Raw genomic sequence first — 13,150 nt, forward strand, 5'->3', positions numbered from 1 at the left:
CCACGCCAGCCGTCATCTCATCCCCCTACTGGCCGAGGGGAACGTCAGCCCACGCCACAGTGAGCGTGCTGCCGTCCCGCATCACCGTGTACGTGCCGTCCCCCACCTCCAACACCCACCAGCCGCGCCCGAACCCGTCCACCGTGACGGTGACAGGCTCGTTGGCGGCGAGCTGGGCGCGGATCGCTGCGGCCTGGGCGGCGCGGGCACTACCGGCCGTGGGCGGGATGCGACGCCGGTGGACACGGGCCGGAACAGCGGTCGCGTTCGGCGGGGTCATGCCGCACCAGCCTGAGCGTTCGCCAGCGCGTGTCCGAGCCGCAGCGTCGCCTTGTAGCGGCGCCGCACCGCCCGCAACGTCTTGGCCTGCGTGTCGGGGTCGGTGGCCGTGTCGTGGGCGGTGATCGCTTCCTGCTGTCGTACGGACATGCGCATGACGGCGTGGAGTAGGGCAAGGGTGTGAGGGGTCATCGATCGTCTCCGTCGTTGATAGGCGCGGGAGGGGGTGAATGGAACTTGTCATCGCGGGTGGGGCAGTTTTGTGGGCACACGTCCACGGCGGTGTCGGTGCCGCACACGCACACCGTGGACGCCGGCTCGTAGTCGACGCGGCGGGGGCGACGCCCGTACGACGCCACCCCCACCTGAAACTCGCCGCTCACTTGCCGCCGTCCCGATCGCCGCCGGTCTTCGTGTCAGTGCGGTCGTGGCGGGTGGTCCAGCCGCCACGCGGGTCGTAGGTGACCGGCTTACCGTGCACGGCAGCAGCCATCGCAGCGGCCACCATGCCGGCACGCTCCAAGTCGCCGAGACTGCTCACCGCTGCCGCCACTCCGGCGAAGAACCCCGCGAACTCGTCTTCCAGGCCATGCCCTCACTCGCGGACTTCACCTCCGGCGTCGCCTTGAGCGCCTTCCGGGCGTCATCCAGCCGCTGCCGGTTGGTGGCGGTCGGGTTCGTCTTGGCGTCCTGCTGGGCTTGCAGGAACGCGTCTGCCTTCTGCTTGAATAGGCCCATGGTCGGCCCTCCGTTCGGGGTGTGGTCGACCACCCCGCCCGGCTCCAATCCGGTGTGCGGGGTGATCCTCTTGGCTGGGGATCAGGTGAGGGCGGCCGGCTTTTCCAGGGCATAGGCCGCCCTCACGCTCAGTTGGTCTGCGGTGCGAGGAACCGGGCGTGCACCAAACCCGACTCGTCCGCGTGCGGCCCGTCGATGGCCATCACCAGCACGTCACCACCCCGGTTCGGGCCACGCAACGCCATGACCCGGGTTGCGTCGTGCAGGAACGAGACGGCCCGTTCGTGGCCGTCGGACCGCTGAGGGTTCGGCAGTAGCCGGTACTCGCGGCCGGACACAATCGGGGCGTCCGGATCGGCGCCGCCTTGGAGCACGGACGCCAGCCGGCGGGTCGCGGTGTCGTCGAGTTCGATGCTGCCGTTGACGGTGATGTGTAGCCGGTCGTCGCCTTCCTCGACGGTGAGGATGACGCCGTTGGGGTCTTCGATTCTGAGTAGGGCCATGCGGTTCTCCTCCGGTTGGCTGCTGGTCCGTTGTGGTCTCTCCACCCGCCACGACACGGGTTCGCGGCGGGCAGGCACCCAACGGGCGGGCGGTCAGCGGCTACAGGCGGTCCTGGTGCTGCCAACGCAGATGCTCACGGGCGTCGGACATCACCGAGTTGCCGCCCGCCGACGTCATCGGCTCGCAGCGGGAGTCGCTGCACGTGCCGGTGAGACGTCCTGCGGGGCTGGTGGTGACCTCAACTGTCTTGTTGGTGTTCCAACTGGTGACGGTGTCGTAGTGCTTGGCCATGCTGTGCTCCTTGCTGCCGGGTGCTGGTCTGTGGTGACCCTGCGCGGGCTGGGAATACTGGGTCCAGCCCGGCAGGGAAACGTGCAGACGGTCAACGGCCGGTGGTGTCGTCGGTGGGCGGGACGCTGCACCGGTCGGCGAGGCTTCCCGCCGCCATCGCGGTCACCGCAGACGGCACCAGCAGCAGCACACCGAGCGGGGCGAGAACACCCCACACACTGCCCGGCCACACGAGGCGGGCTGCCGTTCCGGCGGCCAGCACGATCACGGCGATGCTGGCGATCCAGCCGGCGATGTTGGCGACCCGCTCGGCGCGTGCGTGCCGCCCGGCACGGTCGACGGCGGCCATCAGCGGTAGCCGCCGGAGGCGTTGATCGCGGCCCGGCGGGCAGTCGACCGGCCCGGACGAACCCGGATGGTGCGACGCTCCCCATCCAAGGTCAGGTGCCGGGTGGAGCGGATCTCGCGGGTGGTGTGACCGATCGTGGCGCTGGCGTACATGGCTTCTCCCAGATGGTGTGGGTTGATCGTTTGGGTTGGGTGGTTCCTCGTGGGCGGCCCCGACACGGGCACGGCGCGGGGCCGCCCGGTCTGCTACTTGCTCGGCTTGGGCTGCGGCTTCGCGGCCGGCTTGTCCAGGTCGGCGCGGATCTTCTCGACCTCACGCAGGATCTTCACGTCGGTGATACCGGTGACCTTGCCCATCACGACACCCGATCGGCCCGGCAGGCGCCCTGCTCGAAGCGGTACGACACCTGCGACTCGTACCGGCTGTTTACAGCGGCCGGCACATCGACCTTCCGCCCGTCCGCGTACGTGACGTGGAGGCGGTCGTTACGGCGACGAACCCGGCGGATCACGGCACTCGGCGTGTTGCTGTTGGCCTGCGGCGACATCACTTCACCGCCTTCCGGGCGGCACGGTCAGCGGCGGCGGCAGCCTGGAACGAGTCCCGCAGCTCGGCGAACGTGCGCGGACGGTCCACATCCGCCACACCGGCGGCGACCGCGTCACCGACCTTCGCGGCGAACGCGATCAGCGCGTCAACCTCGGCCGTCTCAGCGGGCGACTCGAAGCCGTCCAGCAGGTCGTTGAGGTAGTCGGCGCGTGCCTTGCTGGCCGTGTCGTGGCGGCGCTGCATTGCCCGCAGGTCGCGGCCGAGCGCGTCACGGATGGCGTCACGGACACCGGCCGGGTCGACGTGGTTGAGGCCGCCTTCGCGGATGACCGCGTAGATGGTGCGGTACACGTCCCGGTCGGCGACGGTGAAGCAGAGCAGGTCTTCCGGGTGGCCGCCGGTGGCGGTCATGGTGGTGATGTTGTAGCCACCGTCAACGGTGGTCTGGGCGGTGATCTCGTACCGGCCGTAGAGGCGGGTTACGGGCACGCTGATGGCAGCGTCGTGCATCTCGGGGTACCTCCCGATCGGGGCTCCGTTGGCGTTGGCGCGCTTCCCGGTGCCGTGTTCCTTGTGTCTACGACAGTAGTCGCCACCTGACTTGCGTGTCAAGTAATTCAGGCATACGATCATAGTCGAGGTTGCGAACGACAGTAGACAGCCCAGACCATAGGGAGGTGACCAACTTGCAAGATGTGATCGACGCGTGGAACGACATCGCCCGAGCTGAGGAGCGGTACCGCGAGACGCTACGAGCCGCCATCTCAGACGGCGTGCCGCAGGTGGCGATCTCCAAGGCGATCAACCGCACCCGCGAGATGCTGCGCCGTGACGCTATGACCGACGAGCAGCGGGCGGCGTTCAACAAGGCCGAGGCCGAACGTCTACGCCGCAGACGGGCCGACAAGAACCGGACATAGTTCGGGGCCGGGAGGCGCGCCAACGCCTGAACCCCAGCCCCTGACGGAGAGGTACCTCCGCTAAATGCAAACTACTTTGCGAACTGGTGTGCGAGCACGGGAGGCCCGCCCGTGAGCCGCCGGCTACACGCCCCCGACGACGAGGACAAGCCGTTCATCGCCCGATGGAACGTGCTCGTCCGCATCCTGCTCGTGGAATCGTCGGTCAAAGCCGTAGCCCGCTCCGCGATGGACTTCGCCGACTTCGATGACGGCTCGTCCTGCCATCCGAGCAACGAACGCATCGAACGCGAAACCGGGCTGAGTGAGCGGACCGTCAGGACCGCCTGGCAGGTGTTGCGTGGGCTGGGCATGGCCGAGCGCGTCGGCTACGGGTCACCTCACCGCAAGCTCGCCGACGAGTACCAGTTGGTGATCCCGGAGTGGTGGCAGAGCCTGCCGATCTACGGGCCGCACGTCCGCAAGTTCACCTGCCTGTACTGCCAGAAACTGATCACCCCGCAGGGCAACTGCGCGGTGAAGGTCGACGGCGACAAAGAGAAGATCGCCTTCCAGCTTCGGCGGATGGTGTTCTGCCCCGCGCCACGGGCCACCAAAGGGCGGGACGCCCTGGACTGCCTCACCGAGTGGAACGAGTCGCAACGGCACGACGGGGAGCGGACGTGGAACCAGCTCGGCGACGACACGTGGAAGCTGTTCCGGCAGGCGAGGGCAGACGAGTGGTGACGGTCGCCGAGATACCGGAAGTCACTTCCGGTGCCGGAACTGGTTTCCGCGCATACCGGAAGTCACTTCCGCCACATGCCGGAAGTCACTTCCGCCACATGCCGGAACTCACTTCCGGCGATACCGGAAGTCACTTCCGCCCATCACTCATAGAACCACTCATCAGATCACTCATAAGACCTCTCCCCTTCGCTGGCGCGAAGGGCGGCAACGAAGCGAGGACAGCGCATGACGGAGCAGATCGACTCGAACCAGCCGCTCATCCTCGGCTACGTGCCCGAGCTGGACGCCAACCGGCCGGAGGGACGCGAGTGGCGACACAACGTCGAGTGCATCGCGCTGCGGTTGCTGGTGGCCGGCGGATCGCCACTGCTTGCGGCTGCCGGGGGTGACCTGATTCCCGCGCACTTCGATGGCGAACATCGCGTGATCTGCGAGACGCTGATCCGAATGCATGAAGAGGGTGTCGCCATCACCGCCGAGGCACTAAGAGGCGAGCTGTCCGGGCACGTCAGCCTGGCTGCGCTCGATGATGTGCTTGCCCTTCCCAAGCCTGTCGGTGTTGAGCCCCGCCACCCAGATCCGATCTGGATGCAGCGCCAGACCCTCAATGACTTCCTACGGGACCTGCGCCGCAACAAGCCCGCGTCCACGGCGGATGCAACGACAGGGGACGCCAGTGCCACGAAGGTCACCCCGGCCGTCTCCGATGACCGCTACTTCTTGCTGCCCGACCCTGCCGACAGCAGCGAACTCAACCAGCTCATCCGACGCCTCACGCTCGTAACCCAGGCGTGGGCGGGAAAGGTCGAACTCACTCGGAGCGACCGAGTCTTTGCCATGTACGCCTTGGGTGGGATTGCCGGAGCGATCTCGGCGACCTTCGAAGATGACCAGACCGACTCGGCAACCGCGCTGATGGAGTCAACCATCGGCATAGCCGAAACGCTGCAAGCTCTCCGGGACATGGTGGCCGCATACGTCTCGCTTATCGAGCGGAGTCCTCACTGGTTCAGGAAGCCGTCCCGCGATCACCCTCGCCGCACTGGAACGTCGGGGCTGCCGGAGGATGTCGAGGCGAAACGTCGTCTTGCCAGCGACGCCGAGGTTGAGCGGTACATCAAGCAGACAAGCGGGATCTACCGGTTCTTAACGGAGCAGCTTGAGATCGCCATCCGCCACGCGATGCACGCCCGTAGCTATGCCGACCGGTTCTACCCGCCTAACACCCCGTGGATACCGGACGCACGGGAGACGCCAACAGCCCTCTACTTCTGGTACGACGCTACTGATGTGCTGCTGTACATCGGCATCACCGGCGACCTGGCGACGCGGCAGACCAGCCATGCGAAGCGGTCATCGTGGGCAGAGTTCGCCGACCACTCGAAGATCCGACGATTTCCGTCCCGCGCTGGGGCGGAGGCCGCAGAGAAGGCGGCGATCGAGGCGGAGCGTCCCCTGTTCAACGTGCAGCACAACGACACCCCTGAGGCCCGTCAGCGCCTGGTGGCGTATCTGGTCGAGCATGGCCGGATGGATTTGCTTGCCCCCGCCGTCTCACGCGGCTGACTTGCCCTGCATCCCCCAACCTGTGAACCGGAGGAACCCATGACCGACCCGCAGCACCAGATCGTTGCCCTCCCCGACGACGACGTCACCTACTACCTGCTGCCCCGCGACCCGTTCCGCGACGGATGGCGGCGTGTAGCCACCTGGACCACCGCAGCCGGCGACACCCTCACCCCTGTCAACCCGACGCCGAACCAGTCGTATGGCGGCTGGCACAAGGCTCCCGGTGGTGTGCAGGATTTGACCGCCTCTCAGCCTGGCCCGTCGCAGCTCACCGGCTATCGGCTGCGTGACCCCGACGCCGAGTCGTCGAAGTTTCCAGGCGCTCTCCCCGCTGGCGGGCTGGCCTCTCTCGGCGTGGACGACGACACCGCCACCGCCCTCTACCAGGGCGTCTACGAGGACGGGCCGATCGTCACCCGCCTGTTCCCCGCCGCCGACATGATCGTTGCCGACGACGCGGGCGCACCGCCGCCTGAGGATGGTCTGCGGTGGGTGCCGAACCTGCGTGACGAGCTGCGCCAGCACCGGGCGTTGCATCATCTGTTCCCCGGCCACCTTGAAGGGTTCCGGCAGGCTGTCGCGGACGCGGCCGGGGCGCTGCCGGTGGTCGGTTCCCGCTACCTCGACGGCGCGCGGGTGGATCGGGAGCGGCCGACGGTGGTTCGGGTGTCGACGGAGGTTCCGTACGAGCCGCACACCACCCGGTTTGTGCGGGACACGGGCCGTAACGGGCAGAAGTTGAAGCGGGGTCGGACGGTGACGGAGACGAAGCGGCTTGAGGTGTCGGTGCAGGTGCCGGATGTGATTCCGGGCCGAAACCGGGCGGACGCGAAGGCGCGGTGGGATGCCGAGTTGGAGTCGATCCTGGACACGATCACGGAGGCGTTGACGCCGGCCCCGTGCTGGCACTGCCAGGGCACGGGCGTGGTTGCCCGCAAGGATGCTGCTGCCGCCGTTTCGCGCGGCTGACCCGATCACGACAACGAAGGAGATCACCATGGGAACTTCAACCAACGCGATGCTTGTCTACGGCTACGACCTCGGCAGCGACGACGAATGGAAGCTCGAAGGAGCCGGAAAGTACGGCGAATACGACTGGGAAGCGCACGACTGGCACAACGAAGACGAAGGCTTCGCCGAATCAGCCGAAGTCAAGCTTCTCGCCGCCCACGGTTTCACCGAAACCGACTGGCAGGTGGACGGCTTCTACCAGCGTCAGCGGGAAGCGAAGGCCGCCATGGGTGTTGAGGTTGTGACGCACTGCTCCGGCGAATACCCGATGTATGTGCTCGCCGCGAAGGAGATCGTTGCCCATCGGGGCGATGCCAAGGTGCTTGACCTTGACGCCCTGAACCGGGAGGCGGTTGAGGGTGGCTACGACGAGAAGTTGCGTGCCGCGTTGACGGCGTTGGGTTTGACGCCGAAGCAGGATCGGGCTCGGTGGCTGCTGTGCTCGTACTGGGGCTGACCCGACCACCTAGGAGGACACCATGACCGATGCGCCCTGGGCTCTGCCGCACGGCTACGGCGGCCCGTCCCGCTACCAGCGGCTCCCCGACTGGGAAGTCCACACCACCACCAACACTGACGGCCGTCGCCTGTTTGTGCTCCGCAACACCGCCACCGGACACACCGAAGACCTGCCGTCGGAGGGCGGCCTGTACGCGGCGCTGGATTGGGCTGAGATGCAGATCGCCCGCCACGCGGGCACCACGGAGCATCTGTCGGATGTGGTGCTCAGTCTGCTCGATGACGACCCCGGCCGGAGGACACCATGACCGACACGACGCTTGCAGCCCGAGCCAGCCGCACCCGCGAACTTCTCGACAGCGCACTCAACGAATGCCGACAAAACGGCAACATCACCGGAGCCGTAGCAGACGTGGCCGCCGCCATCGAGTGTGCGCAAGACCTGCTGCACATGCTGGTGGAAGAAGCACGGGCCAAGGGCCACACCTGGGATGAGATCAGCACGTACACGTACACGTCGGCCGGTTACATCCGGTCGGCTGTGGAAGGGTTCGACGTTGTTCGGGCCGGCAGTCATGAGGCGCGGTCGTGGCATCCGTTGAACTGCCCCGCCCACAAGGACGACCCGCACACGGAGTCCACCCGATGACTGCCCCTCGCCCCGTCGTCGCACCGCCGATGGACCTTCGGCATTTGGCGCTCATCCTCGACGCCGGCAAACACGCCGCCGAACAGATGGGTGACGCCGCCCTCTGCCACACCCTCGGCTCCATGGCTGAGGTTGCCACCCAACTGCACCTCAACCCTGACGGCGCGCTGTTCAACGTCGAGCGGGATTTCGCGCAGCTCGCCGAACGACTGTCCTGACGAACGGAGACAACCATGACCAGCCTGCCGCCGCTCACCCGCCGCGTTGACCATGCCCGGGTCGAAATCACCACCGACGGGACCACCCACGTCTACGACCTTGTCCACGACGACAAGCAGCCCATCGAGTTCACCGCCGAGACGGTGACAGATGACGTGTACGACCCGCGCGACCCGACAGGCGCGTTCCTCGAAGCCCGGCCCGGCCCGACCCGCGCCACCATCCAGGTGTCGGGGCTGCTCGCGCCAAAGGACGCTGCCCGATGACCGCCGCTGTCACGATGCCCGCCGACGTGGCGATGTTCCTCACCGCCGGCCACCTCAACCACCTGCACGCCGCCGGGCAGGATCTCGGCTGCTGCCCCGTCTGCTGCGGCCCCTGCCTCGCCCTCAAGAAGCTGCTGGACGCCGGCCAGTTGGATGACATCGTGCGGGAGTACGCGTCGTGGGGTGGCGGCTGGGAATGCTGGGACGAACAGGCTGGGCAGGTGGATCGGGTGTGGCTGGCTGGCGCGTGGCGGATGACCGACTGCCACGATACGGAGGCCATCCGATGACCGTGACCCTGTCTTCTGCCGCTTTGGACGCTGCCGCCGCCTCGTTGCGCGGCTACGGCGCCCCTGACCTGCCGCATGCGGTGATCGCCGATGCGGTGAACTCCGACCCGGACATTGCCGTCCTGGCCGCCGAGCATGGCTGGGCCGACGGTGAGGTGGTTGACCGGCTGTGGGCTGCCGTGTGCGTTCAGGTGTTGGGCATCGACTACGAGGAGCAGGCGGCCCGGTTTGTGATGCGCCCACACGAGCTGGCCGCCGATGTTGAGGCCGTCGTGGCGGCGCGGGAGGCGAGCCGATGAGACTGCGCCCCCGCACCATGACCGTCCAGCGGGCCAGCAACAAGATCCGCGCCGAACTGGACCGGTTACAACAGGAACACGACCTGACAGATGTTGAGATGCTGCGGGTGCTGCTCGAACACCAGCGGGAACTCACCACGGGCCTGCTGCGGGCCGAGCGGCACCCCGACGACCCCGACCGGAAGGCCGACGAAGAATGACCGACGCCCCTACCCGTCACGCCGACGAAGATGCCGAGATCCTTCGGGCGCTCGTCCGCGTCGAGCAGCTACGCACCGAGAACGGCTGCCGCCCCTACCGCTGTCCCACCTCCCGCGACGTGGAATGCTGCCGCATCCACTCCGGGTTCGACGTGTGCTGCGACCAACCCGACCTGCACCAGCCCATCGACAACGTGGACACAGGCAGCATCCTCACCCGCATCACCGCCGCCATCGATGCCGCCGAACAGACCGCCGTCGCGGCCGGAGGCGACACGCACACCGGCCGCTGGTGGGTGCCGGACAGCGAATGGGATCCGGCTGTGGTCGACGGCGAGAACGAGCCTGTCGCATACCGTGAGAGCGCGCCGACACCGGAGCAGTCACGGCACATCGTGCGTCACTGCCCCAACTCGGTGATGGACCGGATTGCCGCCGACCGTCGCCTTCTCGCCCGACACGCACCCCGTCCGCACGGCATGGGTGAACCGGCGGACCGGCCCGGCGAGTACGACGAAATCGGTCCCGTATGTGAACGCTGCGGCAAGCCAGGCGAGTACGGGGTGATCTGGCCGTGCGACGACGTACGTGACCTGGCTGCTGTCTACGGCGTCGAGTTGTGATGGCTGCTGAGGGTGTGCTGCGGCGCCGCTACCGGTGGGCCCGCCGCGCCCGACTGGCCGTGTGCCGCGCCGGCCTACACTTCCTCACCTGGGACCACCAGTGCGCCGGCTACCGCTGCGGGTGTGGGCGGAACTTCCTGTGGGCCGAGCAGATCCGTTGACGCCGGGCTAGCCGATGCTGAGGTGGATAGGGATGCCTAGCTGCGCGTCCTCAAACTGCACTTTGCCGCGCCGGGCGACCTCCACCGCGTAGAAGCGGTCGCCGGTCGGTACGCCGGTCACCTGGAACGGCATGGCACACACTTTGAACGGCTCCCCCAGTTCGGTGTCAGCGCGCACGCTGCCCAGTTCGAGGGTGCCGACGCCGACGGTTTTGCCGCCGCTGTCGGTGACTACCACCTGGGCGCCGGGGCTCAGATCGTCCCAGCCTCGCCGGCTGAGGCTGCCGCCGTGGCATTCGAGGCCGACATTCCAGCCGGACGGCCAGCCTTGGATGGTCATGGTGCCGGTGATGGTGCGCGTGGATGGGCTGGGGCTCGGCTCGCCGGCCGGTTCGGGGTTGCTGCCGCAGGCGGCGAGCAGTAGCACAAGCGCGGCGGGGATCGTGTGGCGTGGTCGCATTCGGGCAGTGTCGCCGGTCGCGGCGGTCGGCTGGACCGTCGTACGGCTGGTGTCGCTGTCGCCTACCCGACCTAACGAATAGACATGTGACGTTGAGTGACGGCATAATCCGTTCATGGCTACCGCGACTGAGGTCGATGAGTTCAGCTACCTGGTGCCCGGCTGGCTGTGGAAGCAGCAGCCCGCCACAGTGCTACGCCGCGCCCGGCAGGCCGCGAAGCGGAAGCGGAAGACAGCCGACGGTGAACCGCAGGTGCATGTCGTGCTCGTCTGGCCGCAGGACGCAAAGACGACCGCATGACTTAGCCCCGCATTACCCTGCTGCGGCGATTTGACGTGCCGTGATACGTTCGACTTGTACCTCCCGGTGCGAAGCTTCACGGTTACTTCTTTGGCATAAGACACCGTGTAGCGCCCCTGATCTCGGGAGATGCCACAACTCCAGATGCGGGTGCCCGGTGCGCAGGTTCGGAGTTCTTCGCCTCTTAAGCGGGTGGTGCGGGTTCGAGTCCCGTCGGCAGCTTCCGGCTGTCGTAGCTCAATCGGCAGAGCACCTACGATCGCCGGGCCGTTTTGATCTCGGGCACCCGCAATCTGGCTGACGGCTTCTTCCGGTGCGGAAGGAGCCGATTTTCATGTCGAAGTTCAACACCGCCACGGCGCGGCCCTCCGGAACATCCCCCATCGTCAGCGAGAACACGCCGTCAGGCCGCACCCACGAAGGTGCCGACGGCTACACGCGAGACACCAAGAGCGAACTGTTCCTGCTCGCCGTGTCGAACATGGTCGGCGAACGCACCTTCTACGAGTCCGCCGCCAGCCGAGACGACCGCTACGAACAGCTCATCCGCGCGGTTGCCGTCGCCGACCCCGAATGGACCGGCCACTTCCTGCGCTGGCTGCGCACCGAAGGGAACCTACGGTCGGCGTCCCTCGTCGGTGCGCTCGAAGCCGCGAAGGCGATGCTCGGCGCGAAGGTGCCCGGATCCCGTGCCATCGTCGCCGACGTACTCCAGCGCGCCGACGAGCCGGGCGAAGCCCTCGCCTACTGGACTAGCCGCTACGGTCGCACCATTCCGAAGCCGGTCAAGCGTGGTGTCGCCGATGCGGTGCTGCGCCTGTACACGGAGCGGTCGCTACTCAAGTACGACACGGCCAGCAAGGGGTTCCGGTTCGGTGACGTGATCGACCTCGTTCACCCGGTCGCCGATGTGTCCTGGCGGGGCGACCTGTTCAAGTTCGCGCTCGACAGGCGACACGGCCGGGGTGAGGAAATTCCCGAGTCGCTGGAGATGATTCTTCACAACGATCTGGTGCGTGCGACCGCCGCCGAAGATCCGGTGGTGCTGCTCAACGCCGACCGTCTCAAGCTGGCGGGCCTGACATGGGAAGACGCGCTGTCGCTCGCCGGGTCGAAGGTCGACAAGGCGCGACTGTGGGAAGCCCTCATCCCCACCATGGGCTACATGGCGCTGCTGCGGAACCTGCGCAACTTCGACCAGGCCGGCGTGTCCGACGAGGTGGCGACCCAGGTTGCCGCCCGCCTCGCCGACCCTGAGCAGGTAGCCAAGTCGCGGCAGTTCCCGTTCCGGTTCCTCGCTGCATACCGCAACGCCCCGTCGCTGCGTTGGGGTCACGCACTCGATCGGGCGCTCACCGCGTCACTGTCGAACGTGCCCGAACTGCTGGGACGGACGCTGGTCTTGGTGGACCGGTCCGGGTCGATGTTCGGGCGCATGTCGGAGAAGTCGGAGCTGACGTCTGCTGACGCGGCAGCCGTGTTCGGGTCGGCGTTGGCGCTCCGCAACGTCGGACGGGTCGACCTGGTCGAGTTCGGCAACAGTTCCCGCGTGATCGACGTGAAGTTCGGTGATTCGCTGCTGCGGACCGTCGACCGGTTCACCAACCTTGGCGGCACCGAGACGTTGGCGGCGGTGCGCCGGCACTACGCCGGACATGACCGGGTGCTGATCGTCACCGACGAGCAGGCGTGGGCGAGCTACGGCGATCCTGGTTCGGCGATTCCGGCGAACGTGCCGCTGTACACGTGGAATCTGCTCGGCTACCGGCACGGCCATGGCCCGTCGGGTTCGCGTCACCGGCACACGTTCGGCGGTCTGACGGATGCTGCGTTCCGGATGGTTCCGCTTTTGGAGGCGGGCCGGTCGGGTCGCTGGCCGTGGAGCGAGTAGGGCCGGAATCCCGCCAGCGGGACCGTCCCACCATCACCATCGACCCGGCCGTCCGGTTCGGGCATCCGCATGTGCGCGGTATCCCCACCGATTCCGTAGCGGGGATGGTGTGGGCTGGTGAAGGGGTAGCCACGGTCGCCGACGAGTACGACATGACCCGCCACGAGGTGCTGCTGTGCTGCTGGTGGGAAGGCTCGCAGGGCGCATACCGGCGGCGGTGGAGGGTGTGGGCTGAGTCTGTGCATCCGGCGTTGGGTGGCTGGGTGAAACCGCTCGACGTGGATGCGCTGCCCGATCCGCCGAACCGAACGGCCGCGCGGTGACGGGCTGGGCTGCTTTGACGGTTCGCTTATAGTCGATGTGCGGCCCGCGCCGAGCGTTCCACTCGCTCAG

The 13,150-nt window shown here is 67.3% G+C and carries 28 protein-coding genes; 17 read left to right on the forward strand and 11 right to left on the reverse strand.

The genetic code is table 11. The annotated features are described in order from the left end of the window. Nucleotides 1–25: 25 nt before the first annotated feature. From AB0I71_RS15825 to AB0I71_RS15870, 10 genes are all read right to left on the reverse strand, one after another. Nucleotides 26–280 (reverse strand): hypothetical protein, encoded by a 255-nt coding sequence (locus AB0I71_RS15825; protein WP_357585102.1) that lies wholly within the window; start codon nucleotides 278–280, stop codon nucleotides 26–28. After that, nucleotides 277–471, reverse strand: a complete 195-nt coding sequence (locus tag AB0I71_RS15830) for a hypothetical protein (RefSeq protein WP_357585104.1) — start codon at nucleotides 469–471, stop codon at nucleotides 277–279. The genes AB0I71_RS15825 and AB0I71_RS15830 overlap by 4 nt, the downstream gene beginning before the upstream one ends. A 187-nt stretch (nucleotides 472–658) precedes the next feature. After that, complete coding sequence (locus tag AB0I71_RS15835) at nucleotides 659–820, reverse strand: hypothetical protein (RefSeq protein WP_357585106.1); 162 nt, start codon at nucleotides 818–820, stop codon at nucleotides 659–661. Beyond that, nucleotides 817–1,017: a hypothetical protein gene (locus tag AB0I71_RS15840; protein ID WP_357585108.1), complete on the reverse strand. Its 201-nt coding sequence runs from the start codon at nucleotides 1,015–1,017 to the stop codon at nucleotides 817–819. Before AB0I71_RS15840 ends, AB0I71_RS15835 begins: the two co-directional genes overlap by 4 nt. Before the next feature lie 128 nt (nucleotides 1,018–1,145). After that, nucleotides 1,146–1,520, reverse strand: a complete 375-nt coding sequence (locus tag AB0I71_RS15845; RefSeq protein ID WP_357585110.1) for a hypothetical protein — start codon at nucleotides 1,518–1,520, stop codon at nucleotides 1,146–1,148. A 100-nt stretch (nucleotides 1,521–1,620) separates the two neighbouring features. Beyond that, on the reverse strand, nucleotides 1,621–1,812 hold the full coding sequence (locus tag AB0I71_RS15850) for a hypothetical protein (protein WP_357585112.1): 192 nt from the start codon (nucleotides 1,810–1,812) through the stop codon (nucleotides 1,621–1,623). A gap of 91 nt (nucleotides 1,813–1,903) precedes the next feature. After that, nucleotides 1,904–2,161, reverse strand: a complete 258-nt coding sequence (locus AB0I71_RS15855; protein WP_357585114.1) for a hypothetical protein — start codon at nucleotides 2,159–2,161, stop codon at nucleotides 1,904–1,906. Further along, nucleotides 2,161–2,313, reverse strand: a complete 153-nt coding sequence (locus tag AB0I71_RS15860) for a hypothetical protein (protein WP_357585116.1) — start codon at nucleotides 2,311–2,313, stop codon at nucleotides 2,161–2,163. The genes AB0I71_RS15855 and AB0I71_RS15860 overlap by 1 nt, the downstream gene beginning before the upstream one ends. 203 nt (nucleotides 2,314–2,516) lie before the next feature. Next, a complete protein-coding gene (locus AB0I71_RS15865; RefSeq protein ID WP_357585118.1) occupies nucleotides 2,517–2,708 on the reverse strand; it encodes a hypothetical protein in 192 nt (63 codons plus the stop codon). Then, nucleotides 2,708–3,220 (reverse strand): hypothetical protein, encoded by a 513-nt coding sequence (locus tag AB0I71_RS15870; RefSeq protein ID WP_357585120.1) that lies wholly within the window; start codon nucleotides 3,218–3,220, stop codon nucleotides 2,708–2,710. Before AB0I71_RS15870 ends, AB0I71_RS15865 begins: the two co-directional genes overlap by 1 nt. A gap of 167 nt (nucleotides 3,221–3,387) precedes the next feature. On the opposite strand from AB0I71_RS15870, the gene AB0I71_RS15875 reads away from it, so the two are divergent. From AB0I71_RS15875 to AB0I71_RS15940, 14 genes are all read left to right on the forward strand, one after another. Next, complete coding sequence (locus AB0I71_RS15875) at nucleotides 3,388–3,630, forward strand: hypothetical protein (protein WP_357585122.1); 243 nt, start codon at nucleotides 3,388–3,390, stop codon at nucleotides 3,628–3,630. Between the two features lie 111 nt (nucleotides 3,631–3,741). Next, complete coding sequence (locus AB0I71_RS15880) at nucleotides 3,742–4,356, forward strand: helix-turn-helix domain-containing protein (protein ID WP_357585124.1); 615 nt, start codon at nucleotides 3,742–3,744, stop codon at nucleotides 4,354–4,356. A 228-nt stretch (nucleotides 4,357–4,584) separates the two neighbouring features. Beyond that, on the forward strand, nucleotides 4,585–5,925 hold the full coding sequence (locus AB0I71_RS15885; protein ID WP_357585126.1) for a hypothetical protein: 1,341 nt from the start codon (nucleotides 4,585–4,587) through the stop codon (nucleotides 5,923–5,925). Between the two features lie 39 nt (nucleotides 5,926–5,964). Next, nucleotides 5,965–6,897 (forward strand): hypothetical protein, encoded by a 933-nt coding sequence (locus AB0I71_RS15890; RefSeq protein ID WP_357585128.1) that lies wholly within the window; start codon nucleotides 5,965–5,967, stop codon nucleotides 6,895–6,897. After that, nucleotides 6,869–7,396: a hypothetical protein gene (locus AB0I71_RS15895; RefSeq protein ID WP_357585130.1), complete on the forward strand. Its 528-nt coding sequence runs from the start codon at nucleotides 6,869–6,871 to the stop codon at nucleotides 7,394–7,396. Before AB0I71_RS15890 ends, AB0I71_RS15895 begins: the two co-directional genes overlap by 29 nt. Nucleotides 7,397–7,418: 22 nt before the next feature. Continuing rightward, nucleotides 7,419–7,706, forward strand: coding sequence for a hypothetical protein (locus AB0I71_RS15900; RefSeq protein ID WP_357585132.1), 288 nt, complete (start codon nucleotides 7,419–7,421; stop codon nucleotides 7,704–7,706). Continuing rightward, on the forward strand, nucleotides 7,703–8,047 hold the full coding sequence (locus AB0I71_RS15905; RefSeq protein ID WP_357585135.1) for a hypothetical protein: 345 nt from the start codon (nucleotides 7,703–7,705) through the stop codon (nucleotides 8,045–8,047). The genes AB0I71_RS15900 and AB0I71_RS15905 overlap by 4 nt, the downstream gene beginning before the upstream one ends. After that, entirely contained in the window at nucleotides 8,044–8,265 is a 222-nt protein-coding gene (locus AB0I71_RS15910) for a hypothetical protein (protein WP_357585137.1), read from the forward strand. The genes AB0I71_RS15905 and AB0I71_RS15910 overlap by 4 nt, the downstream gene beginning before the upstream one ends. A 15-nt stretch (nucleotides 8,266–8,280) precedes the next feature. Next, complete coding sequence (locus tag AB0I71_RS15915; protein ID WP_357585139.1) at nucleotides 8,281–8,532, forward strand: hypothetical protein; 252 nt, start codon at nucleotides 8,281–8,283, stop codon at nucleotides 8,530–8,532. After that, entirely contained in the window at nucleotides 8,529–8,822 is a 294-nt protein-coding gene (locus AB0I71_RS15920) for a hypothetical protein (RefSeq protein ID WP_357585141.1), read from the forward strand. The genes AB0I71_RS15915 and AB0I71_RS15920 overlap by 4 nt, the downstream gene beginning before the upstream one ends. Further along, on the forward strand, nucleotides 8,819–9,121 hold the full coding sequence (locus tag AB0I71_RS15925) for a hypothetical protein (RefSeq protein ID WP_357585143.1): 303 nt from the start codon (nucleotides 8,819–8,821) through the stop codon (nucleotides 9,119–9,121). Before AB0I71_RS15920 ends, AB0I71_RS15925 begins: the two co-directional genes overlap by 4 nt. Then, entirely contained in the window at nucleotides 9,118–9,321 is a 204-nt protein-coding gene (locus tag AB0I71_RS15930; protein ID WP_357585145.1) for a hypothetical protein, read from the forward strand. Before AB0I71_RS15925 ends, AB0I71_RS15930 begins: the two co-directional genes overlap by 4 nt. Further along, the gene (locus AB0I71_RS15935; protein WP_357585146.1) at nucleotides 9,318–9,944 is read left to right on the forward strand and encodes a DUF6221 family protein; all 627 of its coding nucleotides are present in this window, start codon (nucleotides 9,318–9,320) and stop codon (nucleotides 9,942–9,944) included. The genes AB0I71_RS15930 and AB0I71_RS15935 overlap by 4 nt, the downstream gene beginning before the upstream one ends. Next, a complete protein-coding gene (locus AB0I71_RS15940; RefSeq protein WP_357585150.1) occupies nucleotides 9,944–10,105 on the forward strand; it encodes a hypothetical protein in 162 nt (53 codons plus the stop codon). The genes AB0I71_RS15935 and AB0I71_RS15940 overlap by 1 nt, the downstream gene beginning before the upstream one ends. Nucleotides 10,106–10,112: 7 nt before the next feature. Here the strand turns inward: AB0I71_RS15940 and AB0I71_RS15945 are convergent, their stop codons facing one another. After that, nucleotides 10,113–10,565 carry a hypothetical protein gene (locus tag AB0I71_RS15945; protein WP_357585152.1) on the reverse strand — a complete coding sequence of 151 codons (453 nt, stop codon included), beginning with the start codon at nucleotides 10,563–10,565 and terminating at the stop codon, nucleotides 10,113–10,115. A 115-nt stretch (nucleotides 10,566–10,680) separates the two neighbouring features. Between AB0I71_RS15945 and AB0I71_RS15950 the strand changes: the two genes are divergently transcribed. The 3 genes from AB0I71_RS15950 to AB0I71_RS15960 all read left to right on the forward strand — a co-directional run bounded on the left by AB0I71_RS15950 (nucleotide 10,681) and on the right by AB0I71_RS15960 (nucleotide 13,080). Next, nucleotides 10,681–10,866, forward strand: a complete 186-nt coding sequence (locus AB0I71_RS15950) for a hypothetical protein (protein WP_357585154.1) — start codon at nucleotides 10,681–10,683, stop codon at nucleotides 10,864–10,866. A 334-nt stretch (nucleotides 10,867–11,200) separates the two neighbouring features. Next, complete coding sequence (locus AB0I71_RS15955) at nucleotides 11,201–12,757, forward strand: TROVE domain-containing protein (protein WP_357585156.1); 1,557 nt, start codon at nucleotides 11,201–11,203, stop codon at nucleotides 12,755–12,757. Continuing rightward, the gene (locus AB0I71_RS15960) at nucleotides 12,745–13,080 is read left to right on the forward strand and encodes a DUF433 domain-containing protein (protein WP_357585158.1); all 336 of its coding nucleotides are present in this window, start codon (nucleotides 12,745–12,747) and stop codon (nucleotides 13,078–13,080) included. Before AB0I71_RS15955 ends, AB0I71_RS15960 begins: the two co-directional genes overlap by 13 nt. Nucleotides 13,081–13,150: the final 70 nt, after the last annotated feature.

Origin of the sequence: Micromonospora sp. NPDC049891 (assembly GCF_040660295.1) — a bacterium.
Classification (GTDB): Bacteria; Actinomycetota; Actinomycetes; order Mycobacteriales; family Micromonosporaceae; genus Micromonospora.

What these genes read in the sequence shown, in the direction of transcription:
- AB0I71_RS15825 (WP_357585102.1), bottom strand. Translation starts at nt 280, where the DNA reads ATGACCCCGCCGAACGCGACCGCTGTTCCGGCCCGTGTCCACCGGCGT.
- AB0I71_RS15830 (WP_357585104.1), bottom strand. Translation starts at nt 471, where the DNA reads ATGACCCCTCACACCCTTGCCCTACTCCACGCCGTCATGCGCATGTCC.
- AB0I71_RS15840 (WP_357585108.1), bottom strand. Translation starts at nt 1,017, where the DNA reads ATGGGCCTATTCAAGCAGAAGGCAGACGCGTTCCTGCAAGCCCAGCAG.
- AB0I71_RS15845 (WP_357585110.1), bottom strand. Translation starts at nt 1,520, where the DNA reads ATGGCCCTACTCAGAATCGAAGACCCCAACGGCGTCATCCTCACCGTC.
- AB0I71_RS15850 (WP_357585112.1), bottom strand. Translation starts at nt 1,812, where the DNA reads ATGGCCAAGCACTACGACACCGTCACCAGTTGGAACACCAACAAGACA.
- AB0I71_RS15855 (WP_357585114.1), bottom strand. Translation starts at nt 2,161, where the DNA reads ATGGCCGCCGTCGACCGTGCCGGGCGGCACGCACGCGCCGAGCGGGTC.
- AB0I71_RS15860 (WP_357585116.1), bottom strand. Translation starts at nt 2,313, where the DNA reads ATGTACGCCAGCGCCACGATCGGTCACACCACCCGCGAGATCCGCTCC.
- AB0I71_RS15865 (WP_357585118.1), bottom strand. Translation starts at nt 2,708, where the DNA reads ATGTCGCCGCAGGCCAACAGCAACACGCCGAGTGCCGTGATCCGCCGG.
- AB0I71_RS15870 (WP_357585120.1), bottom strand. Translation starts at nt 3,220, where the DNA reads ATGCACGACGCTGCCATCAGCGTGCCCGTAACCCGCCTCTACGGCCGG.
- AB0I71_RS15885 (WP_357585126.1), top strand. Translation starts at nt 4,585, where the DNA reads ATGACGGAGCAGATCGACTCGAACCAGCCGCTCATCCTCGGCTACGTG.
- AB0I71_RS15890 (WP_357585128.1), top strand. Translation starts at nt 5,965, where the DNA reads ATGACCGACCCGCAGCACCAGATCGTTGCCCTCCCCGACGACGACGTC.
- AB0I71_RS15895 (WP_357585130.1), top strand. Translation starts at nt 6,869, where the DNA reads ATGCTGCTGCCGCCGTTTCGCGCGGCTGACCCGATCACGACAACGAAG.
- AB0I71_RS15900 (WP_357585132.1), top strand. Translation starts at nt 7,419, where the DNA reads ATGACCGATGCGCCCTGGGCTCTGCCGCACGGCTACGGCGGCCCGTCC.
- AB0I71_RS15905 (WP_357585135.1), top strand. Translation starts at nt 7,703, where the DNA reads ATGACCGACACGACGCTTGCAGCCCGAGCCAGCCGCACCCGCGAACTT.
- AB0I71_RS15910 (WP_357585137.1), top strand. Translation starts at nt 8,044, where the DNA reads ATGACTGCCCCTCGCCCCGTCGTCGCACCGCCGATGGACCTTCGGCAT.
- AB0I71_RS15915 (WP_357585139.1), top strand. Translation starts at nt 8,281, where the DNA reads ATGACCAGCCTGCCGCCGCTCACCCGCCGCGTTGACCATGCCCGGGTC.
- AB0I71_RS15920 (WP_357585141.1), top strand. Translation starts at nt 8,529, where the DNA reads ATGACCGCCGCTGTCACGATGCCCGCCGACGTGGCGATGTTCCTCACC.
- AB0I71_RS15925 (WP_357585143.1), top strand. Translation starts at nt 8,819, where the DNA reads ATGACCGTGACCCTGTCTTCTGCCGCTTTGGACGCTGCCGCCGCCTCG.
- AB0I71_RS15930 (WP_357585145.1), top strand. Translation starts at nt 9,118, where the DNA reads ATGAGACTGCGCCCCCGCACCATGACCGTCCAGCGGGCCAGCAACAAG.
- AB0I71_RS15935 (WP_357585146.1), top strand. Translation starts at nt 9,318, where the DNA reads ATGACCGACGCCCCTACCCGTCACGCCGACGAAGATGCCGAGATCCTT.
- AB0I71_RS15940 (WP_357585150.1), top strand. Translation starts at nt 9,944, where the DNA reads ATGGCTGCTGAGGGTGTGCTGCGGCGCCGCTACCGGTGGGCCCGCCGC.
- AB0I71_RS15945 (WP_357585152.1), bottom strand. Translation starts at nt 10,565, where the DNA reads ATGCGACCACGCCACACGATCCCCGCCGCGCTTGTGCTACTGCTCGCC.
- AB0I71_RS15950 (WP_357585154.1), top strand. Translation starts at nt 10,681, where the DNA reads ATGGCTACCGCGACTGAGGTCGATGAGTTCAGCTACCTGGTGCCCGGC.
- AB0I71_RS15955 (WP_357585156.1), top strand. Translation starts at nt 11,201, where the DNA reads ATGTCGAAGTTCAACACCGCCACGGCGCGGCCCTCCGGAACATCCCCC.